The 23,131-nt window shown below is 74.7% G+C and carries 20 protein-coding genes; 14 read left to right on the top strand and 6 right to left on the bottom strand.

The annotated features are described in order from the left end of the window. Positions 1-4: 4 nt before the first annotated feature. From GTY84_RS04280 to GTY84_RS04225, 12 genes are all read left to right on the top strand, one after another. Positions 5-1,336 carry a fatty acid--CoA ligase family protein gene (locus GTY84_RS04280; RefSeq protein ID WP_161224742.1) on the top strand — a complete coding sequence of 444 codons (1,332 nt, stop codon included), beginning with the start codon at positions 5-7 and terminating at the stop codon, positions 1,334-1,336. Continuing rightward, positions 1,326-2,423, top strand: coding sequence for a beta-ketoacyl synthase N-terminal-like domain-containing protein (locus tag GTY84_RS04275; RefSeq protein WP_161224741.1), 1,098 nt, complete (start codon positions 1,326-1,328; stop codon positions 2,421-2,423). Before GTY84_RS04280 ends, GTY84_RS04275 begins: the two co-directional genes overlap by 11 nt. Further along, positions 2,416-3,759 (top strand): MFS transporter, encoded by a 1,344-nt coding sequence (locus GTY84_RS04270; RefSeq protein ID WP_161224740.1) that lies wholly within the window; start codon positions 2,416-2,418, stop codon positions 3,757-3,759. Before GTY84_RS04275 ends, GTY84_RS04270 begins: the two co-directional genes overlap by 8 nt. Beyond that, a complete protein-coding gene (locus GTY84_RS04265) occupies positions 3,759-5,900 on the top strand; it encodes an HAD-IIIC family phosphatase (protein WP_161224739.1) in 2,142 nt (713 codons plus the stop codon). The genes GTY84_RS04270 and GTY84_RS04265 overlap by 1 nt, the downstream gene beginning before the upstream one ends. Beyond that, positions 5,897-6,898, top strand: coding sequence for a ribonucleotide-diphosphate reductase subunit beta (locus tag GTY84_RS04260; RefSeq protein WP_161224738.1), 1,002 nt, complete (start codon positions 5,897-5,899; stop codon positions 6,896-6,898). Before GTY84_RS04265 ends, GTY84_RS04260 begins: the two co-directional genes overlap by 4 nt. After that, positions 6,888-7,766 (top strand): glycosyltransferase family 2 protein, encoded by an 879-nt coding sequence (locus GTY84_RS04255; protein ID WP_161224737.1) that lies wholly within the window; start codon positions 6,888-6,890, stop codon positions 7,764-7,766. Before GTY84_RS04260 ends, GTY84_RS04255 begins: the two co-directional genes overlap by 11 nt. Positions 7,767-8,067: 301 nt before the next feature. Then, positions 8,068-9,252: a hypothetical protein gene (locus GTY84_RS04250; protein ID WP_161224736.1), complete on the top strand. Its 1,185-nt coding sequence runs from the start codon at positions 8,068-8,070 to the stop codon at positions 9,250-9,252. Next, positions 9,245-10,462, top strand: coding sequence for a hypothetical protein (locus tag GTY84_RS04245; RefSeq protein ID WP_161224735.1), 1,218 nt, complete (start codon positions 9,245-9,247; stop codon positions 10,460-10,462). Before GTY84_RS04250 ends, GTY84_RS04245 begins: the two co-directional genes overlap by 8 nt. Then, a complete protein-coding gene (locus GTY84_RS04240) occupies positions 10,459-11,112 on the top strand; it encodes a hypothetical protein (protein ID WP_161224734.1) in 654 nt (217 codons plus the stop codon). The genes GTY84_RS04245 and GTY84_RS04240 overlap by 4 nt, the downstream gene beginning before the upstream one ends. 11 nt (positions 11,113-11,123) lie before the next feature. Next, on the top strand, positions 11,124-11,852 hold the full coding sequence (locus GTY84_RS04235; protein WP_161224733.1) for an HAD-IA family hydrolase: 729 nt from the start codon (positions 11,124-11,126) through the stop codon (positions 11,850-11,852). A 405-nt stretch (positions 11,853-12,257) separates the two neighbouring features. Next, a complete protein-coding gene (locus GTY84_RS04230) occupies positions 12,258-13,079 on the top strand; it encodes a sulfotransferase (protein ID WP_161224732.1) in 822 nt (273 codons plus the stop codon). 60 nt (positions 13,080-13,139) lie between these two features. Beyond that, positions 13,140-14,141 (top strand): NAD-dependent epimerase/dehydratase family protein, encoded by a 1,002-nt coding sequence (locus tag GTY84_RS04225; protein WP_161224731.1) that lies wholly within the window; start codon positions 13,140-13,142, stop codon positions 14,139-14,141. A 166-nt stretch (positions 14,142-14,307) separates the two neighbouring features. Here the strand turns inward: GTY84_RS04225 and GTY84_RS04220 are convergent, their stop codons facing one another. Further along, positions 14,308-15,537, bottom strand: coding sequence for a PQQ-binding-like beta-propeller repeat protein (locus tag GTY84_RS04220; RefSeq protein WP_161224730.1), 1,230 nt, complete (start codon positions 15,535-15,537; stop codon positions 14,308-14,310). Between the two features lie 550 nt (positions 15,538-16,087). Between GTY84_RS04220 and GTY84_RS04215 the strand changes: the two genes are divergently transcribed. Then, on the top strand, positions 16,088-16,252 hold the full coding sequence (locus GTY84_RS04215) for a hypothetical protein (RefSeq protein ID WP_161224729.1): 165 nt from the start codon (positions 16,088-16,090) through the stop codon (positions 16,250-16,252). 464 nt (positions 16,253-16,716) lie between these two features. Beyond that, a complete protein-coding gene (locus GTY84_RS04210; RefSeq protein ID WP_161224728.1) occupies positions 16,717-17,271 on the top strand; it encodes a glycoside hydrolase family 25 protein in 555 nt (184 codons plus the stop codon). A 63-nt stretch (positions 17,272-17,334) separates the two neighbouring features. Here the strand turns inward: GTY84_RS04210 and GTY84_RS04205 are convergent, their stop codons facing one another. The 5 genes from GTY84_RS04205 to GTY84_RS04185 all read right to left on the bottom strand — a co-directional run bounded on the left by GTY84_RS04205 (position 17,335) and on the right by GTY84_RS04185 (position 22,626). Then, positions 17,335-17,985, bottom strand: a complete 651-nt coding sequence (locus GTY84_RS04205) for an ADP-ribosyltransferase (RefSeq protein ID WP_161224727.1) — start codon at positions 17,983-17,985, stop codon at positions 17,335-17,337. Between the two features lie 307 nt (positions 17,986-18,292). After that, positions 18,293-18,793, bottom strand: coding sequence for an ATP-binding protein (locus GTY84_RS04200; protein ID WP_161224726.1), 501 nt, complete (start codon positions 18,791-18,793; stop codon positions 18,293-18,295). A gap of 270 nt (positions 18,794-19,063) precedes the next feature. Then, the gene (locus tag GTY84_RS04195; protein WP_161224725.1) at positions 19,064-19,831 is read right to left on the bottom strand and encodes an enoyl-CoA hydratase-related protein; all 768 of its coding nucleotides are present in this window, start codon (positions 19,829-19,831) and stop codon (positions 19,064-19,066) included. 88 nt (positions 19,832-19,919) lie between these two features. After that, positions 19,920-21,149 carry an Ig-like domain-containing protein gene (locus tag GTY84_RS04190; RefSeq protein WP_345943337.1) on the bottom strand — a complete coding sequence of 410 codons (1,230 nt, stop codon included), beginning with the start codon at positions 21,147-21,149 and terminating at the stop codon, positions 19,920-19,922. 250 nt (positions 21,150-21,399) lie between these two features. Further along, positions 21,400-22,626 (bottom strand): Ig-like domain-containing protein, encoded by a 1,227-nt coding sequence (locus GTY84_RS04185; RefSeq protein WP_161224723.1) that lies wholly within the window; start codon positions 22,624-22,626, stop codon positions 21,400-21,402. Positions 22,627-23,131 lie beyond the last annotated feature (505 nt).

Here is a 23,131-nt window from a genome sequence, read left to right as displayed (position 1 = left end):
TCTCGTGATCGACGGCCGCCCGGTCGGGGCCGAAGCCCTGCGTCGCGCGACCGACTCCGTGACGCGGGAGGTCGCCGCGGCCGGTGCGGCCCCCGGCACGGGTGTCCTCGCCCCCACCGCCAACGGGATCGCGTTCGTGGCGGCCGCCGAGGCGTGCCGGCGGACGGGCGCCGTCCTGGTGCTGCGGTCCGCCTACGCCCGGACCTCCTGGCTGCCCGCCGTCTGCGAGGTGGCCGAGGACCCGGCGGGGCCGGTGGTGACGCCCCGTGCGGTCACCACCGGACGGCGCTTCCCCTCCGGCACCGCGGTCGCCTGCTTCACCTCGGGCAGCACCGGTGATCCGCGGCTGGTCATGCTCAGCGCGCGGAGCCAGGAGTACCAGTACCGGGTCACCGCGGAGCGCATGGGCACCACGGACACGGACCGGCTCTGCCTGCCCCTCCCGCTCGGCCACGCCTACGGCTTCAGTGTCCTCGGCATGGCGCGCCTGACCGGGGCCGAGCTGTGGGTGGAGACGAGGAGCGACGCCATCGCCGTCCTGAACAGGCTCACCCGGGACGGCATCACCACCCTCGACGGGGTCCCCGGGCTGTACACGGCGCTGCTCTCCCGGCTGGAGGGGTCCCCCGAGAAGCTGCGGGCCTTCGCCGCGTTGCGGTTCCGCGGCTGCGGAGGGGAGGTGCTGCCGCCCGCGGTCGAGGAGGCCCTCGCACGGTGGGACGCTCCCCTGCACAACGGCTACGGGCTCACGGAGGCCGGACCGAACGTGGCGCTCAACGCCCCCGGGCACTTCCACCCCGGCACGGTCGGTCTTCCGCTGCCCGGCACGGAGGTGTCGATCGAGGACACCAGCGGCGAACTCCTGGTCAGGGGTCCGGGCGTGACGTCCGGCTACTTCGGCACCACCCGGCCGGCGCTGCGCGCCGACGGCTGGCTGGCCACGGGCGACCAGGCGGAATGGGTGGGCCCCGCGCTGCGCATCGTGGGCCGGCTGAAGCACCGCATCACCATCCACGGCGAGACCGTCATCCCCTCGGACGTGGAGGCGCTGCTGAGCCACCGCTGTTCGGTGGGCGAGGTGGTGGTGGACGCCGTCGTGGACCGCCGGGGGACGCCTCGGATGGGCGCGGTGGTGGTGGCCGCGGGCGGCACCGACCTCGCGCGGTGGCGGGCGGCCGCCCGGGACCTGCTGCCGCCGGTGCTGCGCCCCCGGGTGGTGGTGCCCGTCGTGGAACTGCCGCGCCTGGGCAACGGCAAGCTCGACAGACAAGCCGTCCGGGGGCTGCTGTCCGGCCGCGCCCGGACCCGCGTGGGGGGAGGGGACGGTGGCGAGTGAGCGCTCCTTCCCGGTGATCACGGGCATCGCGGCGCGACTGCCCGGGGGCGACGGCGCCGAGGGCCTGTGGCGCGCGGCCTCGACACCGGGCGCCTACGCGGCGGCACCTCCGTCGTGGTCCAAGCGGGACCTGCTGGAGGCGGTCGTCGACGAGGCCCTCGCCGGGGCCGGGTTCCCTCCGGGGCCGCCCCGCACCGGGACCGGGGTGGCGGTCGTCGTCTGTGCGCAGGCCGACGCGAGGGACTCCGCGACGGCGCCCTTCCTGCACGGCGCGAACACGGACGTGCTGTCCACGCGCGCGGGACGGGCCCCCGTCACGGTGGTCTCCCACGCCTGCGCCACCGGGGGATTCGCCATCCGTCTGGCCGCGCAGCGGCTGGCCGCCGGACAGGCCGACGTCGTCGTGGTCGCGGGCGCCTCCGTCTCCGACCCGATGGAGGAGATGAGCCTGGAGGCGGTCGGGGTGCTCGCCACGGGTGCGGTACGGCCCCTGGACACGGAGCGCGGCGGGATGGCCGTGGGCCGGGGTGCCGTCGCCCTCGTGCTGGAGCGCGCGGAGGCGGCCGGGGCCCGCGGGGGCGGGGGGACGATAGCGGTCGCGGGGACCGCCTGCCTGGTGAAGCCGAGCAGGGCCGAGTCCGATCCGGCCGCCATGGGCGCCGTCCTGCGCGCGGTGCTGTCCCCGGCGGACGGCACCGGCCGGACGCGGGTGGACGCCGTCTGCGCCCACGCCACGGGCACGGCCCTCGGCGACGCGGTGGAGTTCGGGGAACTCGCTTCCCTCGGCGAGGAGTTGGGCTGGACGCGGGTGCCGGTGTTCTCCCACAAGGGGGCGCTCGGTCACCTCCTCCACACCTCGGCCCTGGCCGGTGTGGCGCACGCGGCGGAGGCGATGCGGAGGTCCCTCCTCCCGGCGACACCGGGCTGCGCCGCACCGCTGGCGGAGCATCCGGCGGTGCGCGTCAGCACCGAGCGCTCCCCGGCCCGCCTGCGGCGGGTCCTGGTCAACGCCTTCGGATTCGGCGGCAACTACGCCTGCGTCCTCCTTGAGACGAGCGGGTACGAAAGAGAGCTGGTAGATGATTGAGCCACCGGGCGCGAAGGACCGGACGGCGGGGGACCCGGCGGTTCCCCTCCGTTCCCGTGCCCTTTCGAGGAACGCGCTGTTCCTCAGTATCTTCCTGATCGAGCTGGGCTCGGCGATGACCGCGGTGGCCCTGCCGCTGCTCCTCCTCGACCGGTACGGCATCACCGCGTCCGCCGGTCTCGCCTTCGCGGCGCGGCTGATCCCCGGTGTACTGCTCGGGCCCGTGGTCGGCGACTCGGTGGCGCGCTGGGACCCCCGGCGGGTCGCGGCGGTCAGCGCGCTGGGCGGCGCTGTGGTCATCGCCCTCATGCCCTGGACGTCCGCGCTCTGGCAGGTGCAGGTGCTGGGCCTGCTCGTGGGCATCAGCCACATGTTCGCGGCTCCCGCCCGGCTCGCGCTGCGTCCGCTGGTCCTGAAGGAGGGCGAGGAACTCGCCGGGAACGGCTTCCTCATCACCGTGGAGCGGCTGCCCGTCTTCGTGGGGCCCCCGCTGGCGGGCATCCTCGTCGCCGCCGCGGGCTTCCACGTGGCCTTCCTGGCCGAGGCGGTCACCTGTCTGGCCGCCGCCGGGCTGGTCCTGCTCGTCCCCGCCTCCCCCGTCGGCTCGCTGCTGCGGCCGCACGACGGCCGGGAGCCGGGCGGGTCCGGGCACCGGCGGCGCCCCGGCGGCGCGCTCCTCGCGGCGGGCCGGCACCTGCGGCGGGCCTACGCCGCCGGGGTCCACGGCATGGCCGCGGCGGTCGCCCGCGACCGCTTCCTGCTGGGGCTGACCCTGACCGGGTTCACCTATGTCGGGGCCGTCTCGGTGGGCCGGATGTTCCTCCTGGGGCTGGCGGCCGACTCCTTCCCCGGCCACTCCGGCTTCTACGGGTACCTCCTCGGCGCGATGGCGATCGGCGCGGTCGTCGGCGGCGTTCTCGTCGGGCGGCTGGTGCGCTTCCACAGCGGCCTGCTGTACATCGTCGGCAACGTCGTGGAGGCGGTCCTCTGGGTGTCCCTCGTCCACGTGTCGTCCGCCCCGCTCGCGCTGGCCCTGCTCTTCCTCGCGGGGATCACCGAGTCCGTGGCCACCGCCGTGTTCTTCGCCGAGGCGCAGAGCCGCCTCCCCGCCCACCTCGCCGGGCACTACTACGCGGCGCTGATCCCGCTGACCGACGCGTGCAGCCTCGTCGGAGCGGTGCTCGGCGCCTCCCTCACCGCGGCGTCGCTCCTCGGCGCGTCCGTGACGATCGCCGCCCTCATCGCACTCCCCGTGCTCCTGAGCGCGCCCTGGTACCTGCGCACGGCGGGGGCACGGCACGGACACCATCCGCAGCAGTCCGACGGAGGTACATAATGCCCAGGGCCGGCACCACCCATCAGGTCAGTGCCTTCCTCGCGATCACGGACCTCTCCTCCTCCACCGTGCTGACCCACGTGGTCACGGGGGAACGCGCCGCGGTCGAACCGGAGCTGGGGCGGGCGCTGCGCTCCCTCACCGGGCCGGCGGGATTCACCGAGGAGGAGCTGCGCGACCTCACCGGCTCCACCGACGGCGTGCTCCTGGAGTTCCTCACCCGGCGCGGTTTCGTCGTCGGGGCGGGCGCGGACGAGCGTGCCGGGATCGACTCCCTCTTCGCTCTCGCCGCCCCGGTGTCCACACCGCGCGACCAGAGCGCCGGCGTCATGCGCGGCTTCGGGCGCCAGCACTACTTCCAGCCGCGTCCCCTCTCCACCGGGCTGCTCGACGGCCGGTCCGGGCCGCTGCGGAAGCTGACCGTGCTCGCGCTCGGCGGCTGCGTCACGGAGTTCGCCCGGGACGAGCTGGTCTCGCAGGGGCTGGAGAGGGGCCTCGACGTGCGCCTCGTGGGCGCGTGGCCGGACTCCCGCGGGCGGCTGAGGACGCTCGTCGACAAGTACCGGCCGGACGTCACCGTCCTCCAGCTCTCCATCCAGCCCTATCTGACGGAACTCTGGGACCACGGACCGCTCGCCACCGAGGACGAGCGCCGGGAGCGGGCCGAGCGGCTGCGGAAGGTGGGGCGCTCCTGGATCGACGCCCTGGCGGCGGCGACACGGGACAGCGGCATCGGGATCGTCCACAACTACGGGCCCGGAGCGCTGTCGCCGTACGGGCGCTACGGCCACCGGACCGGGTGGGGCGACCGGGAGACGGTGGCCCGGCTGAACGCCGACATCGACGAGGCCCTGCGCCCGCACGACCATCTGATGCTGCTCGACGAGGAGCGGCTGGTCGCCCGGTACGGAGCGCGGCAGCTCTTCGACGACCTCTGGTTCCCCTTCGGCCACCACGGCGGAACGCCCGACCCGGAGCGGGAGACACCGCATCAGCTTCCGCTGCTGGGGGCGTCGCTGGCCCGTGAGTACCTCGATCTCCACACCGCCCACACCGAACAGGGCCGGGTCAAGTGCGTGGTCGTCGACCTGGACAACACCCTGTGGCCGGGCGTCGCGGCGGAGGACGGGTTCTCCTGGCTGGACCACGACCGCACCTCCACCTGGATCCACCTCGGCCTCCACCAGGCGCTCGCCCTGCTCAAGTCGCGGGGCTTCCTCCTGGTCACCGCCAGCAAGGGCACCGAGTCGCAGACCATGGAGCGCTGGCGGAACGTGCGCCACCCGCTGCTGCTGACGCCGGACGACTTCGTGCTCCACGCCATCAACTGGGAGCCCAAGTCCCGCAATCTGGCACGCGTCGCGGACAGTCTCGGGCTCGCCCACGACGCCATCCTCTTCCTCGACGACAACCCCGTCGAACGGCACGAGGTGCGCCGGGCCCTGCCGGGGGTCCGGATCGCCGAGGGGCCGGTGCACGGCTTCCGCGAGCGGCTGCTCACCGATCCGCTGCTCGACCGGCCGCCCGCCGGGCACGAGGCGGCCCGCCGCACGGAGTCCACCCGCGGCATGCTGAAGCGCCGCGAGCTCGGCGAGACGCTCGACGAACGGGCCCTGGCCCGTGAGGTGGGCGCCCGGGTCTCCGTGCGCCGGGCGGGCCCGGACGACGTGGCCCGTCTGGAGGAACTGCTGCTACGGACCACGCAGTACCGGACCACACAGTGGCGCCCCGCCCAGCACGAGATCGCGGAACTGGTGCGGGACGGCCGTGTGACGGTCTGCCACGTCACCGACCGGTTCGCCGACTACGGGCTCGTCGGGGGATGCGTCGTCGTCGACGGACGGGTCATCTGCCTGGTCCTGAGCTGCCGCGTCATCGGTCTGGGCGTCGGTCCCCGTCTCCTGGCCGCCAGTGTGCGGGAGCTGGGACCGGCCCGGGAGCGGGTCCGGGGCTCCTTCGAACCGAGCGACCGCAACACCCCGGCCGCCGACGTGTTCGAGCGGGCCGGTTTCCGGCCCGACCCGGACGGCCCGTCCGACGGCGGCACGGAGGGAGCCGAGCACTACGTCCTGCACGATCCCGCCGATCTCATCGGCCCCGAGTTCACCGAAGAGGCCCACGGCCCGGTTGGAGTGTCATGACCCGTTGGAGCACCCTGTTACTGGACGAGGCCGGACTCCCGGAGATGGCAGGTCTCCCGGTGGCGGAGATCGCCGGCCACGCGCAGCTCACCATCGCCTCGCGTCCCACCTACCGGACCCTCTACCGGTCCTGGGACAAGCAGCACTGGTCCGCGGAGGCCCTGGAGCTGGAGCGGGACGCCGAGCACTGGCAGCGCGTGCCCGCCGAGACCAAGGCCCGCCTGGAGCGGATCGTCCGCCATTTCCTGGTCGGCGAGTACACCGGGCTCGACCTGCTGGCACCCATCGCCCTCGGCGCCCCCGACGAGGCGTCGCTGATCTTCCTCGGCACCCAGTCGGCCGACGAGTCGCGCCACACCCGGTTGATGGACCGGCTCGCGAGCGAGGTCCTCGGTCTCGGCGGGGACGACCTGAGGCAGGCCCTGGACTCGGCCTGGCAGCACTCGACGCCCGCGCAACTGCGCCTCAACGAGCTGGAGGCCCGGCTCATCCGCCCGCTGTCGTCCCTGCACGGCGGCCATGACGACTGGCTGCGCGCGGTCGCCGTGTTCCACATCGTCACCGAGGGGGTGCTGGCCCTGACCGCCCAGCGCCGGCTGGTCTCCTCGCTGCGGTCCGGCTCCTTCCTGCCCGGACTCAGGGCCGGCTTCGTCGCCATGACCCGGGACGAGTCGCGCCATGTCGCCTTCGGTGTGGAGGCCGTACGGCGCGGGGTCACCGGAACGGTGCCCGGGGAGCGGATCGACGCCGTCGCGGACGCGCTGCGCGAGGCCCTCGCCCTGGCCGTCGCCGTGGAGCTGCCCGCGGACGCCACCCCGCAGGAGCGTGCCGAGGCGCTGGCCTTCGGACGGGAGCTGGAGGGCGAGGCCCTGCTGCGGCTGCGGTCCGCCGGATTCCGGCCCGACGTCATCACCTGGATACGCGGCGGAATGACCGCGACGCTCGCCTCGCTGGAGGCGCCGGAGCCCGACGAGGAGGACGCACGGCATGCCGGTTGAGAAGCACCCCACGGCACCACGGCCCGCGACGGAGGCCGAGGAGTCCCCCCGCGCGCCCCGGCCCGGACGGGCCTGCCTGGTCAGCGTCGTCACCCTCACCCACGACCGGCCGGACGCGCTGCTGCGCTGTGTGCGGTCGGTGGCCGCGCAGGACGGCGTGCGCACCGAGCACGTCATCGTCGGCGACGCCTGTCCGAGGCTCGACGACGAGGGGTTCGTGGCCGCGCTGAGGGACGTCCGGGCGGACCTCGTCATCCACAACCAGCGGCGCGCGCCGGGGTTCGAGACCAGCTATCTGTCGTCCCGGCTGGGGCGGATGCGCAATGTGGGCATCGCCCTGAGCCGCGGTGCGTTCGTCGCCCAGCTCGACGACGACAACGCCTACCGCCCGGGGCACCTGCGCACCCTGGTGCGGGCCCTGGAGGACTCCCCGGACGCGGGGGTGGCACACAGCTGGCGGCGGCTGGTGACGGACGCCGGCGAGGAGTTCGTCCCCGCCGGGGAGGACCCCTGGTGGCCCGTCGTCGAGGGGCGGGCGGCGCGTTCCGAGTCGTACCGGCGGCTCGTCCGGCTGGGTGTCTTCGTGCCGGGCTCGCCCGTGGTCCGGGACGTGTTCAAGGTCGACGGCGAACTGGTCGCCCGGCTCGACACCAACGAGCTGCTGGTACGGCGGGAGATCCACGACAAGGTCCCGTTCCGGGAGGAGTTCTCCCGCGCCCGGCAGAAGATGCAGTGGACGGAGGACTTCACCTTCGCCATCGACCTCGCGCGCGCCGGGATCGACGTGGTCTGCACCCGGCGGGCCACCGTCGACTACACGATGGGCGGCTGCTCCACCAACGGCGAGGAGCTGAGGAACACCGTATGACCGGATCGGAACGGCCCTCCCGCCTGAGCCTCTCCTGGGACCCGGCCCCGGACACCGGGGGCAATCTGCCGGCCACCTGGGGACAGCAGGCCATCTGGGACGCCATGAGGGATCTCGGCGAGCACGACCACCAGTTCAATCTGCAATGGGTGCTCGACCTGCCCGCGCCCCGGCCGGCCCGCCAGGTCCTCGCCGCGCTGTCCTGGCTCGTCGACCGCCACGAGTCGCTGCGCAGCGTCTACGGCGGCGACGGCGCCGCAGCGACCCAGCGGCTGCTGAGCCGCTGCGGGATACCGCTGGAGTGGCGGCCTTCGCCGCCCGCCTCGCGGACTGCGACGCGGTGCTGGCCGAGGCGGTCGGCTGGAGGGCCACGGATGTGCTGCGCGGCGCGGCGGGGGGGGCCCCCCCCGCCGGCGGGGACCCCGACGCCCCGGACCCGGCGGCGGTGCTGGCGCGGGAGCTGTGCGCGCGCCGCTTCCGGCACGGTGACGAACCGCCCCTGCGCGTGGGCCTGCTGTACGCGGGGCCCGACGTGACACGGGTGGTGCTGGCCGTCTCGCACCTGGCGGCCGACAACAACGGGCTCGCCGTGGCCGCGGCCGAGCTGCTGGACCGGATCGAGGGACGCGATCCGCGTGTTCCCGAGCCCGCTCAGCCCCGGGACATCGCGGCACTCCAGGCATCCGAACCGTGGCGGAAGCGCTCCGACCGGGCTGTCGACTACTGGCTCACCACCCTGCGTTCGGCACCCCCCATGGAGGCGCCGCGCGGCATCGCCGACGAGCGCAGCCCACGCTTCTGGCGCGGTTCGCTGCGGTCGCGGGCGCTGCCCGGCGCGGTGGGGGAGCTGGCCCGTGCGAGCGGGGCCAGCACGACCTGCGTCCTCCTCGCCGCGGTCGGCAGCGTCCTGGGCGCGCTGACCGGGTCGCCCCGTCCGTGTCTGATGCTGATGTGCAGCAACCGGACGCGCGAGCCCTTCCGCGGCACGATCGGTCCGGTCGCCCTGGAGGGCATCCTGTCCTTCGACGTCTCTCCTCCGGAGGAATCCCCCGGGGGCGGCGGGGGCGAGGACTTCGTCGCCGTGGTGCGCCGGGCCTGGAACGCGTCGCTCCTGGCCTACCGGCACGCCCAGTACGACAAGCCGGCCCTGCTGCGGGGCATCGAGCGCGCGGGCGGCGCCCGGTCCCGCATGCACCGCACCTGCTGGTTCAACGACCTGCGGTTCGACCGCAGCCCCCAGCCCCGGCGGCCGGGCGGGCCGGACGCCGGTGCGGGCGAGTTCAGCTGGCGGGGCTTCACCCACGAGCAGGGTGCGGCGGATGTGGCCTTCCACGTGTACGACCACGACGACGCCCTCCAGATCACGCTCACCGCGGACACGCGTGTGGTGGGTCCCCGGCGGATCGAGAGCGTCCTGCGCGATGTGGAGCGGCTCCTCACGGACACGGCCGCCGCCACCGGTGCCGCGGGGGGCGCACATGCCTGATGCCGCGCCACCGGAGATCAGCGTGGCGGTCATGTGCCACCCGGCACGCCGTGAGGGCGTGGCCGAACTGGCGGCGGCCCTGCGCCCGCTGCGCCCCCGGCTCGTCTGGGACCCCGACCCGGACGCCGGGCCCAGCCCGCTGCGGACGGCGAAGCTGGCGTGGTCGGCGGTGGCACCCGGCGCCACGCACCACCTGGTCCTCCAGGACGACGTCATGCCCGCGCCGGACTTCGCGGACCGCCTCGCGGCGCTGGTCTCCCTGCGCGACAAGGACGCGATCGCCCTCTACGTGAACGGGAACAGCCCGCACAACTCGTACCACGTGCGGCGCGCGGCCGTGGCCGGCTCGGCCTGGGCCCCGCTGGCCCCGGCGGAGTGGGTGCCGACACTCGGCCTCGTGCTTCCGGCGGGGGCGGCGCGCGGACTGGGGGCCCACCTCCGGGGATACCCGGACGACTTCCGGGACGACGACGAACTGGTCGCGGAGTACTGCCGGGCCGAGGGGATCTCCGTCGTCGCGGTGGTGCCGCATCTGCTGGAGCACGGGACGGGCCCGAGCATCGCGGGCAACGACGGCCACGGCCACCGGCGGGCGACCGTCTTCGCGGGCCGGGTCCGCGTCCCCCCGGAGCGCTGGGCCGCGGACTCGGGGCCGGACTCCTGCCCGGTCCGGCACGTCCCGCTGCCCTGCCCGTACTCGTACTCGTACTCGTACTCGGTGGAGCTGGTGGCCTCGCGGTGCGGGATACGCGTCCTGCGCGGCTTCGCCGGGGAGCCGGTGGAGCACCCGTTCAGCTGGGGGTGGCGGGAGTGGGCCCCGCTGGTCGGGGCCGACCCGCGGCGGATCTCGGGCTCCTTCCGGGACCGGGCGGAGGCCGGGGCGCGCGGCCCCCGGCGGCACGGGGAGCCCGGGAGGCCCGGGGTGCCCGGGGCGCCCGACCGCACCCGCCTGGAGGTCTGGGCCGCCGGATACCTCCTGGGCCTCGACGCCGCCCGCGCCGCCCGGCCCGCCGCTGCGGTGGCAGACGCCCCGTTCGCCGCGGAACTGCGGATCGAGGCCCTGCGGAGCTGGATCGACTCGGGGATCACGGAACGCGACGCCTCCGCCCTCGGGGAGAGCGGGACCGAGGACCTGGTCCGGTTGTGCGCGCGGGCGGTCGAGTCCGGAGCGCGTGAGCGGAACGACGGAATCGGGGCGCGATCCGCGTGACGGCCGACATCGAAGACCTCGTCGGGAACCTCGTGCGGGCCATGGCACGCCGCGAGGCGGCGGCCCTCACGAGCACCGCGGACCGGCTGCCGGACCTGGCGGTGCGCAGTGTGGTGTGCCCGTGCGGTGCGGTGGCCGCGGGGGTCGCCGACAGCCTCCCCCCGGCCCGCCGGGGGGAGGTCCTGGACCTCGGGGCGGACGCCCCGGCGGCCACCGGCGGTCTGCCCCTGCTCACGAGGCTCGCCTGCGAGCGTCTGGACAACCGCTCGCTGCTGCCCGTCGCGGTGGCGCTGCTGCGCCGCCCGGGCCACCCCGTCCGGCTGCGCACGCGGGCCGTGGCACTGCGGGAACCCGCCGCCGGACCCGGCGGCCCGGCACGGCCGCCGTGGCCCCCCTCGGGCCCCCCGGGCCCCCGGGAACTGCTGCCCGTGCTGCGCCGGCTGAACGACGAGGAGGCCTGGTGGCCCGCTCCGCCCTCCGCCGCTCCGGCCGGGGCCTCCGCCTGGACCCTGCCGGTCACCACGCAGGGCCCGCCCGCGGAGCCGCGGGGCGTCGCGTTCCTGGGCCCGCACGGGGACGGGCCGGGGCTGGCGGAACTCAACGAGGCCTACGCACGGCACCGCATGGACGCGGTGCTCAAGGCACTGTGAAGGGAGCACCGGTGACCGACGGAGCGTTGCGCTCGACGCCCCGCTACGGCGCGGCACTGTTCGACCTCGACGGCACCCTCGTGGCGTCCCACCGCGCCATCGGCCGGCACACCCGGCTGTGGGCCGAGCGCAACGGCCTGGACGTGGGCAGGGTCATGGAGGTCTCGCACGGCCTGCGGGACCAGGACTTCATCCCGCGGCTCGTGCCGCGGGCCCGGGTCGGGGCGGAGCTCCGGTGGCTGCACGAGCTGTCCTGCCGGGACACGGAGGACGTCACGGCGGTGCCGGGGGCCGCCGGGCTGACCGGGGCGCTGCCGGGCCGTTCCTGGGCGGTGGTGACCTCGGCGGCGCGGCAGGTGGCGCTGTGCCGGCTCGCCGCCGCGTCCCTGCCCCGTCCCCCGCTGCTGATCTGCGCGGAGGAGGTGGCGGAGGGAAAGCCGTCCCCGGAGGGGTATCTGCGGGCGGCCGGCGCGCTGGGCGTGAAGCCGCACGACTGCCTCGTCTTCGAGGACTCGGCCGCGGGGCTCCTGGCGGCCCGGTCGGCGGGCATGGCCGCGGTCGCCGTGGGAGGCGGCCGCGACGTCCCCCACGGCACCCCGGTGACCGATCTGAGGGAGGTACGGATCCGGGTGACGTCCGCCGGGGAGCTGGAGGTGACGAGCCCGGAGCTGGCGCCCGTCCCCGTCCCGCCGCCCGCTCCCCGTGCCCGTCGGGGGCCCCGGCCCGTCGCCCGGGAGTGAGCGCCGCCCGGGACCGGCCTCCGACGGCACATGCCGTCCCGCCACCGGACCACGGTCCCCGTCCCCGTTCCCGGTGCTGCCCGGCGGACGGACGTGGCGGAGGCGGCCCCGGTATCCGGCTCCCGCCGCGGCGCGGACCCGGCCGGGGCCCCGGTGGCCGGGCACCGGTCCCCCGGGGATGCGGCCGCGCGCTCCCTTCCCGGTGCGCCGGCCTCATGGCAGCGCGGCGGCGGACGTCCGCCGGAAGAGCACGCGACCGGCCCGGGCCCCGGTCACCCGGACCGTCGTGGCACCGCGGTCGGACTTCCTTCCCCGCACCACGGGTGAAGTGGTGCACGTGAACGGCGGGCTCCCCGCGTGGGATACGCGGCGCGGGCACCCGCCACGGCCAGCAGGAGGACAAGCGTGAGCATCTCGTCGGGCGGTACGCCGGCACCGGACAGGACGGTCTTCGCCCTGATGCGCGAGGCCGGGCCGCGGGAGGACCCCCCGGAACCGGGACCGCGGCTGGTGGAGTCGCCGGTCTTCATCATGTCCCTGATGCGTTCCGGCTCCACCCTGCTCCGGTGCGTACTGGACACGCACCCGCTCATCCACTCCCCGCACGAGCTCCATCTCGGCGGCCTCGGAGCGCATCTGAAGAAGGGGCAGCTCACCCGGCTCTCCGCACGGAAGCTGGGGCTCCGGCAGACCGACCTCACCTACCTGCTGTGGGATTCCCTGCTCCACCGTGAGCTGCGCCGGAGCGGGAAGCGGATCATCGTCGAGAAGACCCCGGCGAACATCTTCATCCACGACGATCTGGCACGTTGCTGGCCCGGCGCCCGCTACATCTTCCTGCGCCGCCACCCGGCCGATGTCGTCAGGTCCCTGGTGACCACCGGGATCTGCGACTCGCAGGAGGCAGCCGTCGGCCTGGTCGCCGAATGGGCGGAACGCCTCGACGCCGCGCAGGCCGCCGCGACCAGGCCGATGCTCGTACGGTACGAGGACCTGACGAACGATCCGGAGCGCACCTGCCGGCGGCTCACCGCGTTCCTGGGCGTCCCCTTCGACGCCCGGATGCTGGCGTACGGAGACGCGGACCACGGAGCACTGGACGCGGGCACGGGCGACTGGGGCGCCAACATCCGCAGCGGACGCATCAAGAGGACGGCCGAGTACAGCGGGGAGCGTCCGGCGGAGGAGATCGCCTCCGTCTGCGAGCGCTGGGGCTACGCCTGGTGAGCCGTTCTCCCCCGGCACGGCCGGGCCAAGACGAACGGCGAACTCCTGGAGAGGAATGTCATGTCGCTCAACATCAGCATCGTCGGCGCGGCCGGTTTCGTCGGCACGAACCTCGCTCTCGCGGCCCTGGAGGCCGGGCACAACGTCACCCTCGTCGACGTCGCGGACCGGCTGGGGCGCCTCCGCTCGTCGGGACTGCTCGACCGGGCCGCCCACCAATACGTGGACCTGTCGGAGCCCGGGGCACGGCTGACCGGCGCCGCGGACGCGGTCATCCATCTCGCGGCGCTGCCGCAGGTGGACTTCTCCCTGTACGAACCGGCCCGGGTCATGAGGAACAACACGGCCGTCACCACCGCCGTACTGGACCACGCGCGGGCCACGGACGTGCCCGTGCTGTTCGCCTCGTCGATCGAGGTGTACGGCGGGAACGACGGTGACCTGTTCACCGAGACCGGTCCGCTCCTCCCGCTGTCGCCCTACGCGGCCTCGAAGATCGGGTGCGAGCAGTACCTGGAGTCCTGCCGGCACACCTTCGGCACCGCGGCGACGACGGTCCGCCTGACCAATCTCCACGGTCCCTGGCAGGCGCCGGACCGGATCGTGCCGCGGATCACGGCCCAGTCCCTCTCCGGCATCAAGAGCGAGGCGGTGACCGGGCGGCTGCGGGACTTCCTCGCCGTCGAGGACGCCACCCGCGCCCTGCTGGGACTGGTCGAGCGCGGCCTCTGGGGAGAGACGTTCAACCTGTCGGCCGGGGTGCCGACCGGACTGGAGGAGGTGGCCGACACCATCGCCGATCTGACGGACTCGGGCCCCGTGGCCCGGCTGGACTGCCCCGTCGGGGACGGCCGCGGCCCCTCGTTGGTCGCCTCGCCCGCCCGCCTCGAACAGCGGCTCGGCTGGCGCGCCGCGGTCCCGCTGGCCGAGGGACTGCGCACGACGGTCTCCTGGTACGCGGAGAACGAGGCCTGGTGGCGGCCCTTCGAGGCCCAGTTCGGTGCCGACCGCGACGGTCCGCGGTTCCTGCTGGACCACGCCTTCCCCTTCTGGACGGACTGACCCGGCGGCCTCCCGGGCCCACGGCGCGGGAGGCCCCCGTCACGGGACGCGGGACCCGCGCACCGGACCCGGCCTGGCCCTCCGGCGGACGCGGCGGCACCGTGTCCGCCGGAGGGCGGCCCCCGGGAAGCGGCTCGTCCCCGGTGGCCCGGGCCGGGCGGGGAGGTCAGACGGCCGGGAGGGCGTGGAGGCGCCGGCCGTGGAGTGCGGCGAGCCGCTCGCCCCCGCTCGCCACGTACCAGCGCTGGAGGTCACCGGACCCGTCGTTGTACGTCCAGCGCAGTTCGCCCGTCGCCGCGTCGAAGGCGTGGACACCGCCGTCGTCGTCCAGTTGGCTCGCCCCGTACAGCGTGTCGCCGGCCTTCGTGAACTGCCAGGCGTAGGCCGCCCTCTCCAGCAGGTCCCGGTTGTGCCAGAGCGTCTTCCCGGACTCCGGGTCCACCGCCCGCATGCCGCGCAGCCGGTCGGAGACGTAGAGGACGCCGTCGAGCACCTGCGGGCCGTTGAAGAAGGTGTGGTCCCCGGAGTCGAGCGACCAGCGCTCCGCGCCGTCGGCCAGGGCCAGCGCGCGCAGCCGCCGTCCGTCGGCCACGATCACCAGGCCCTTGTGGACGGCGAACTGCTCCCAGTTGGCGTTCCCGATCTTCTTCGTCCACACCTGGCGGCCGGTGGCGGTGTCGCGGACGGTGACGTTCTTGCGGAAGTCCGTGTAGACGAGGCGGTCCCCGGCCACCCGGGCGGTGATGCCGTGCTCCTCGGTCCCCGCGTCGCGCCGCTCCCGCCAGGCCACCTTGCCCGAGGCGGTGTCGATCGCCGCGATCACGTTGTTCGGCGTCGAGAAGTCCTTCTCCAGGATGCCCGCCAGGACGTAGACATGGCGGTCGTCGGCGGCCATGGGACGCGGCTGCGCGTACTCGTCGCCGATCGCGCTGCGCCAGGTCTCCTTGCCCGTCGCCGGGTCGAGGCCGACCACGTCGCCGTCGTACTCCGCACTGGCCAGGTACAACGTCCCGCCACCGATGAGGAGTCGGGCCCCGGGGGTGGTGACGCCCCTGCGGGACCACTTCTCGCGCCCGCTGACGAGGTCGCGGGCGACGAGCGGGTCGCCGGCCACCAGGGCGAGGCCGCCACTGACCACGAGGGCGCCGTTGCCGCTCAGGGTGGTGTTCGCGGTGTCGGCCGACCACAGCGGCTTCGGGGCTCCGCCGGGCGGCGGGGTGGTGGCGGGATCGCCGTCCTTCGCGCCGCCGGGGGTCGCACCGCCCCCGGCGGCCCCCGGGTCGTCCTCCGGCGAGCAGCCCCAGGCGCCCGCGCCCAACAGGGCGAGGCCCAGTCCGGTACCGGCCAGCCGGAGCGCCCGCCGTCGTGAGACCGCCCGTGCGTCGTGTGCGCCCATGTCGTCCCGTGCCCCGTTCCGTGTGCGGTCGTCGGCACCCCCGGTGGGTGCCGTGCCGCGCTCACGCTAGCCGTCGGTTTTCGGCCGGTCGGGGGGTGGGGCCCAAACATGACAAGGCCGTGAACGACCCGCGACAACCGGCGTCGGAACGGCACCGGAACGTGCCTCGGCCGAGACCGCCGACGTCCGGGCCCCGTATCCTTCAGCGAGGCACCGGGCCCCGGGAGCAGACCGGATGGCCGGGACTCGCCGAGGGCCGGAATCGAAGGAAGTGGGCAAAATCCGCCCCCTTCCGAGATGAACCCGCAGGTCACGTCCTGTACTCCCCGCGCGTGCGGGGGTGGTCCCTTCCCCCACTGGGCGCAGCAGGGTGAGCGGTGCATAGTCCCCGCGTGTGCGGGGATGGTCCCATCAGGGGGCTCTGACCATGCCGCTGCTCACCGTAGTCCCCGGGCGTGCGGGGTGGTCCCGCGAGCTACCCGGTCGGCACCCTCGTATTCGCTTATGCGGGGCGGCGCATGACAGCCCGTCCGAGACATCCAGGAGAGGCATGATGCATCCGTTCGTCCAGTACAGCGACGTGGTCAGTGTCGGCGCGGCGGGGACCGCCTTCGCCTTCGCCGGCGCATCCATGGGCGTCTGGGTCTTCTGGGGGGTCTGCGTCGCGATGGTCGCCGCCTCGCAGCTCTACCGCGCCCGTCTCAAGCGGCGTTGAGGCGATCCGTCGCGGGGGTGGGACCGCCGCATCCGCACGCGTCCCGGCTCGGTCCACGGCGCGGGCGGGCGGCCCGGTTGCAAGGACCGGCGCGCGGGGGCCGGACCGCCCCTTCGCCGACCGCCCCTTCCCCGACCGCCTCGGCAGAGCCGATGAACTCCGCCCCGACAAAGGCTCCTTGGGTGCTTCCTCCCCGTGCCCCGGAAAGCCTCGGTCCACGCCGTCGCCACGCCACGCGCCCCCGTCCGCGGCTCGCGCCGGGCCCGTCGCCGGGGCGCGCGGGAGGCATGAGAGGGCGCTGTCCGGCCAACCTCCTCGCCCCGTACCCCTCTTGCGCGACCGCCGCGCGGAGGCGTGCTTCCGGACAACCCGAACGAGTGTCTGAAGTGCCGATTCCGCGTAGTCCCGGGCCGGGGAGGGCATGAACCAGCCACGTCCCCCGAGGCTCCACGAAGGGAGGCCCCATGCTGCGCGGCATCGACGTGAGCGCGTACCAGTCCTCCTCCTACGGCACCGACGGACTCTCCTTCGTCTTCGTCAAGGCGACGGAGGGCCGTACCTACGTCAACCCACGGCTCGCGGCCCAGACGAAACGGGCCCGTGACGCCGGACTCGTCGTCGGCTTCTACCACTTCCTCTGGCCGGGCAACCTCACCGCCCAGGCCGAGCACTTCCTGGCCAAGGCACCCGAGCGGCGGGGCGACATCCTCGCCGTCGACTGGGAGAGCACCGGTGACGGCACCCACGCCACCAACACCGAGAAGGACCGTTTCCTCCGCAAGCTGAAGGAACTCCGGCCGCACCACCGGGTCGTTCTCTACTGCAACCGCCACTTCTGGCTGAACGTCGACACCACCTCGTACGCCGGGGACGGACTCTGGATCGCGGACTACGTCACCGCGGGCAAGCCCCGCATCCGGGCCAGGTGGCGCTTCCACCAGTACACCGACCGTCCGCTGGACACCAACGTGGCCGACTTCGCCAGCCGCGCCGCACTGCGGACCTGGGCCGCCGGGTAGCGCCACCCCACGGCCCCGTTCCCGTCCCCGGAGGCCGGTCCCCCGGGGACGGGACCGCGAACGTCAGTGCCAGGGCACGTAGTTCGGGTTGCTCTCGCACTCGCTCATGATCTCGGTCTTGGTCTGCTTGTCGACCGGGCAGACCCCGATGACGTACTGGCGCTTGATGCCGCCGGGGAAGGCGACCTCGACCTGGTCCGCCCACTTGTGGGTGCTGCCAATGGTCCTGTTGACGTCGACGCCGCCGGGGGCGTCGATGTAGTAGTTGTAGCCGGACTTGTACCAGGTCTTGTAGAGGTCGTGGTCGTAGGTCGTCGACACGTACGGCGAGGGCTGGTTGACCAGGACGTACTGCTCGATGTCGTACTGCCCGGTGACCACGTCCCTGGCGCGGAAGCCCTCCTCGAAGATCACCGCGGGGCCGCGGCTGTCACTGCGGTAGAGGGTGCCGCAGCTGGTGCGCCAGGCCGGTTCGGGCGTGATGCGGTCGATGTCGACGTCCCGGTCGGCGGCGGCCTTGATCCGGTCGCGGAACTGGGGGCAGGCGGGCGCCGCCTTCGCGGCGGCGGGGGCGGCCGGCACGGCCCCGGCCGCGGCGGCCGGGGTCACCGACGCCCGGGCCGGGCCCGGCAGCGCCGCTGCCGAGGCGGCGAGGACGGCGGACAGGGAGAACACGGCGACGGCGGTACGGCGCCGCACACGAGCAATGATCATGGCGGTACGATCCCCGCCGCGCACCGGCCGGACGGGGACTGTCACCCGTGGGCGGCGTGTTGCCCGAACGGGCTTGCGCCCAGGGGCACATGGGCGCAAGCGGGGGGAATCAGGGGCGGGGCCGGGCGGCGCGGGCCGGAGCCCGGGGACGGGGCGCGGGGCGGCGGGAGCAGGTCCCGGGGGACGGGGATCGAACGGCGAAGGCGGGAGCCCGGGGCGGGGCCCAGGAGCGAGGCCCGGGGACCGAGAGCGAGGCCCGGAGCCCGGGGCCAGGGCCCGGGAGCGGAGCCCGAGGCGGCCCGGGGGGTCAGCGGTCCGAGACCCTCATCTCGAACCACGTCGTCTTTCCCATCGGCAGCAGATCGACCCCCCACCGGTCGGACAGCTTGTCGACGAGGAAGAGGCCCCGCCCGCTGATGTCCGTCTCCTGCACCGGCAGCAGACAGGGCAGCCCCCGGGAGGGGTCGCGGACCATGACCCGGATCCGTCCGGAACCCTTGCGCAGATGGAGGCCGAAGCAGCGGGCCCCGGTGTGCCGCACGGCGTTGCCCACCAGCTCGGAGACGAGCAGCGCCGTGTCCTCGGTGACCCGGGGGCCCACCTTCCAGCGCAGGGCGACGATCTGGGCCAGCCGCCGGGCGGTGGCGGCGGATTCGGGGAGGGAGCGCAGGCGCACCTCGCGCTCCGAGGGGTCGCCGAACGACTCCATCGCACGCAGCCCGTGCTCGTCCTCGACCGCCGGCGACCAGCGCGACGCGGTCGCACCTCCGGTTCCCCGCGGCTGATCCGTACCCTCCAGCCCCGACATGCCCCCATCATGGCCGTCCGGCGCGCGCTCCGGGGCGGTTCCCGCGAATGCGCCGGTGCGAAGCCTCGGCGCGGGACCACCCGTACGGCATGTGCCAGCGGCACCGAGTGACGGCGCACAACCCGCCTGACCTGCGGGAGGGGCGGGTTCGGCGGAACCCGGCGGATTTCCCCGGCACGGCGCGCTCGAAAGCTTCTCGATGCGGACCAGAACCGCCCCATCGGGGGACGCGTGCGACACCGACCCAACCTCGCCCGGCGCACGCGGGGTTCACCGGAAGACGGCCTTGCCGGGACCCTCCTCCACGAAGCTGCGCATCCCGGTCTCGCGGTCCTCGGTGGCGAACAGCCCGGCGAACCAGTTCCGTTCGATGGCGAGACCGGTCTCGATGTCCGTCTCCAGGCCCGCGTCGACGCACTCCTTGGCGGCGCGCAGCGCGATGGCGGGGCCCTTGGCGAGCCGGGCGGCCCAGGCGTGCGCCTGCTCGTAGACCTCGGCGGCGGGCACCACCCGGTCCACCAGGCCGATGGCCAGCGCCTCGTCGGCCCTGACCTGGCGCCCGGTGAAGATGAGGTCCTTGGCCCGGGAGGGGCCGACGAGGCGGGCGAGGCGCTGGGTGCCGCCGGCGCCCGGGATCAGGCCGAGCAGGATCTCGGGCTGGCCCAGCTTGGCGTTCTCACCGGCGACGCGGATGTCGGCGCAGAGCGCGAGTTCGCAGCCGCCGCCCAGCGCGTAGCCGGTGACGGCGGCGACGACGGGCTTGGGGATGCGGGCCACGGCGGTGAAGGAGTCCTGGAGGGCGCGGGCCCGCAGCACCATCGCCGCGTGGTCCATGGCCTGCATCTCCTTGATGTCCGCGCCCGCCGCGAACACCTTCTCGCCGCCGTGGATGACCACGGCGCGCACGTCCTCGCGGCGGGTGACCTCCTCGGCCAGCTCCCTGAGCCGGTCCTGGGTGGCGACGTCCAGCGCGTTCATGGGCGGGCGGTCCAGGCGCAGCGTGCCGACGCCGTCCGCGACTTCGAGATGTACGGTCATGCCCAGCAGGTTAACGGGGATTAACCGCGGGCGGCCCGGTGCGGTCGGTCACACCGGGCCGCCGTCCGTCCACGCGGACCGGGACGGCTCAGGCGGTCCACTCCTCCCAGGACATGTTCCAGCCGTTGAGGCCGTTGTCCGGGGCGATGGTCCCGTCCTCGGAGTTCTCGACCACGACCACGTCGCCGACGAGGGAGTTCTCGAAGAACCAGCGGCCGGGGGCCTCCTCGTCCCAGCCGCCCTGCACGTCGCGCAGCCCCACGCAGCCGTGGCTGGCGTTGCGGTTGCCGAAGGCGTCGCCGCCCCAGTAGTTGCCGTGGATGAAGGTGCCGGAGGTGGAGAGCCGCATGGCGTGCGGGACGTCCTTTATGTCGTACTCGCCGCCGTAGCCGACGGTGTCGCCGTTCATCCGGGTCTCCCGGAGCTTCTCGGTGATGACCATCCGGCCGTTCCACGTGGCGTAGCCGGGCGCGCCGGTGGTGACGGGGATGGTCCTGACGGTCCGTCCCTCCCGGGTGACCTTCATGGTGTGGGCGGCGGCGTCCACGACGGAGACCTGGTCGCGGCCGATGGTGAAGGAGACGGTGCGGTTCTGCTTGCCGTAGACGCCCTCGCGGCCCTCGACGCCGTCGAGGTTCAGGGCGACGGTGACCTTGGTGCCGGCCTTCCAGTAGTGCTCGGGGCGGAAGTCCAGGCGGTCGTTGCCGAACCAGTGGCCCGCCACCTCGACGGCCGGTTCGGTGGTGATGGTGACGGCCCGTTCGACGGCCTCGGGGCGGGTGATGCCCCGGGTGAAGCGGAGGGAGAACGACATCCCTACGCCGACCTCGGAGCCGTCCTCGGGGGTGAAGGTGCCGAGGAAGGTCTGCTGCGGGGTGAGGGTGGTGAAGCGGGAGTCGCGGGTCACGGCGCGGCCCTCGGCGTCCTGGGCGACCGCGCGGACGGTGTAGGTGGTGGCGGCGGCGAGATGGGTGGACGGCGTCCAGACGGTGCCGTTCGCGGAGGTCCGCCCGGCGATCCGGCCGCCGTCGGGGTTCTTGACGACGACCTCGGTGAGCCTGCCGCCGGAGGCGCCGACCCGGAGGGCGCCGCTGGTGGCGACGGCGGTGGCGCCGTCCCCGGGGGCGATGGTGACGGCGGCCCGGGAGGGGCCCGACGCCGTGGGAGAGGGCCCGGCCTCCTTGCCGCCGCCGACCGCGGCGGTGCCGGCGCCCGTGCCCGCGCCGTTGCCCGCGCAGGCGGTGAGGACCAGCACCAGCGCCCCGGCGAGCAGGGCCCCCAGCCCTCCGCGCGCTCCTCCGCGGCCCCGTCCGCGGATGTTCTCCGACAGCGCCCCCGATATCGGACCCACGTTCACGTCTGCTCCCCTCGCCGGGCCTGCTCCGGCCCGCGCCCCGGCGCGCCCGCGCGCGCTTCGGCGCATCGTAACCGCGGGCCGGCGGGGTCCGGCGCGGGGGACTGTCACCGTTCCGTACCGAGTGCCGGAGCGGGGGCGCGGGGGCTCGGAGCAGGGGGCGCGCGGGGCGCGGGACGGGTGTCCGCAGGGGCGCGGGAGGTGGCCCGCGGGGTCAGTGGACCGCGCTGCCCGCCGTCCACCGCCGCCACGGCATGTTCCAGCCGCCGAGCCCGTTGTCCGCGTCGACCGTGCGGTCGGCGCTGTGGACGACCTCGACGACGTCGCCGACCAGGCTGCGGTCGAAGAACCAGCCCGCCGGGGTGTCGGCGCCGCCGCCCCGGACGTCACGCAGGCCCACGCAGCCGTGGCTGACGTTGGCCCGGCCGAAGGTGTCCCCGGGGGACCAGTAGTTGCCGTGCAGGAAGGTGCCGGAGGCGGTCAGCCGGATGGCGTGCGGCACGTCGGGGATGTCGTACTCGCCGCCGAAGCCGACCGTGCGGCTGTCCATGCGGGTGACGTCGAGCATCTCGCTGATCACCATGCGGCCGTTGTAGGTGGGGGTGGCGGACGCCCCCGCGGTGACCGGCAGGGTGGCCACGACGGTGCCGTCCCGGCTGACCCGCATGGTGCGTTCGGCGGCGTCGACCACGGAGACCTGGCTGCGGCCGACGGTGAAGGAGAACGTCCTGCGCTGCATCCCGTACACACCCGGCGCCCCCTCGACGTCGCGCAGGTCCAGGGCGACGGTGACCTCGGTGCCGGGCGTCCAGTACGTCTCGGGGCGGAAGTCCAGGCGGTCGTTGCCGAACCAGTGCGGGCGGATCTCGACGGCGGGCTCGGCGGTCACGCTGACGCCGCGTTCGACGGCGGCGCGGTCGGTCAGCGTCCGGCTGAACTCCAGCGAGACGATCATCCCGGTGCCGACGACGGCGCGGTCCTCGGGGACGACATGGCCGATGAACCGCTCGTCGGGGACCCGGGTGGTGAAGGTGGTGCGGCGGGCGGAGCGGCGTCCCAGGCCGTCCACGGCGACGGCGTCGACGGTGTACCTCGCGGCCGGGGCGAGCCGGTCGTCGGCGGGCCGCCAGCCCAGGCCGTCGGCGGAGACGTGGCCCGGCACCTCGCGCTCCCCGGCGTCCTGGGAGACCACCACCCGCACCGACTCCAGCCGCCCGTCCGGCACCCGCACGGACAGCCGCCCACCCGGCGGGACACCCGCGGCGCCGTCGCCGGGGGTGACACGGATGACCTCCCGGGCGGCGGACGGCTTGCCGAACACCTCCCCGAAGCCGACCCCGCCGCCGGAGCAGCCGGCGGTGCCCGCCAGGAGTCCCGCCCATGTCAGTACGGCGGCCAGAGCGGCCCCCGGGCGCCGCGCGCGCCCTTGTCGATGTCTCATATCCCCCCGTAACGACCGCCCGGCCCCGTGGAAACGTGCGTGCGAGCCGTCCGGCGGTCCGCGGTCCGCGGCAGGCCGGTTTCCCCGGGGCGGGAGGGGCGACGGGCGGGGCACGCGGGGACGGGGACGGTGGGGCGGAGGCGCGGGGACGGGGGCGCGGGGACCGGGGGCGCCGTGCGAGCAGGCACCGCGGGGACGGCGGCCCACGGGGACGGGCACCGTGCGGACGACGGCCCACGGGAAGCGGCGCCACGGGGACGACGACGCGTGGAGACGGGGCTCCCGACGGCAGAGGCGGGAGGAACGGCGGGGCGCGAGCGGCGGGCGGTGTCCGTTCCCGGCGGCGTACGGATCGGGCTCCGGGTCCGGCCCCGGCCCCCGGCTCCGGCTCCGGCTCCATACGGCCCGAGGGTCCGGCGGCGTACGGCCCCGGATCAGCCGGGTCCGCCCGAGGTCCGGCGGCGTACGGCCCGGGTCAGCCGGGTCCGGCCGGGGTCCGGCGGCG

Source organism: Streptomyces sp. SID8352 (assembly GCF_009862265.1).
Classification (GTDB): domain Bacteria; phylum Actinomycetota; class Actinomycetes; order Streptomycetales; family Streptomycetaceae; genus Streptomyces.
The sequence above is the reverse complement of the archived record's forward strand: the minus strand, read 5'-3'. Positions and strand labels throughout refer to the sequence as shown.

Excerpts from the sequence above, each read along its gene's own strand:
- GTY84_RS04270 (WP_161224740.1), top strand. The coding sequence starts at position 2,416 with ATGATTGAGCCACCGGGCGCGAAGGACCGGACGGCGGGGGACCCGGCG.
- GTY84_RS04195 (WP_161224725.1), bottom strand. The coding sequence starts at position 19,831 with ATGACCGTACATCTCGAAGTCGCGGACGGCGTCGGCACGCTGCGCCTG.
- GTY84_RS04225 (WP_161224731.1), top strand. The coding sequence starts at position 13,140 with ATGTCGCTCAACATCAGCATCGTCGGCGCGGCCGGTTTCGTCGGCACG.
- GTY84_RS04215 (WP_161224729.1), top strand. The coding sequence starts at position 16,088 with ATGATGCATCCGTTCGTCCAGTACAGCGACGTGGTCAGTGTCGGCGCG.
- GTY84_RS04205 (WP_161224727.1), bottom strand. The coding sequence starts at position 17,985 with ATGATCATTGCTCGTGTGCGGCGCCGTACCGCCGTCGCCGTGTTCTCC.
- GTY84_RS04200 (WP_161224726.1), bottom strand. The coding sequence starts at position 18,793 with ATGTCGGGGCTGGAGGGTACGGATCAGCCGCGGGGAACCGGAGGTGCG.
- GTY84_RS04260 (WP_161224738.1), top strand. The coding sequence starts at position 5,897 with ATGACCCGTTGGAGCACCCTGTTACTGGACGAGGCCGGACTCCCGGAG.
- GTY84_RS04220 (WP_161224730.1), bottom strand. The coding sequence starts at position 15,537 with ATGGGCGCACACGACGCACGGGCGGTCTCACGACGGCGGGCGCTCCGG.
- GTY84_RS04185 (WP_161224723.1), bottom strand. The coding sequence starts at position 22,626 with ATGAGACATCGACAAGGGCGCGCGCGGCGCCCGGGGGCCGCTCTGGCC.
- GTY84_RS04265 (WP_161224739.1), top strand. The coding sequence starts at position 3,759 with ATGCCCAGGGCCGGCACCACCCATCAGGTCAGTGCCTTCCTCGCGATC.
- GTY84_RS04210 (WP_161224728.1), top strand. The coding sequence starts at position 16,717 with ATGCTGCGCGGCATCGACGTGAGCGCGTACCAGTCCTCCTCCTACGGC.
- GTY84_RS04255 (WP_161224737.1), top strand. The coding sequence starts at position 6,888 with ATGCCGGTTGAGAAGCACCCCACGGCACCACGGCCCGCGACGGAGGCC.
- GTY84_RS04245 (WP_161224735.1), top strand. The coding sequence starts at position 9,245 with ATGCCTGATGCCGCGCCACCGGAGATCAGCGTGGCGGTCATGTGCCAC.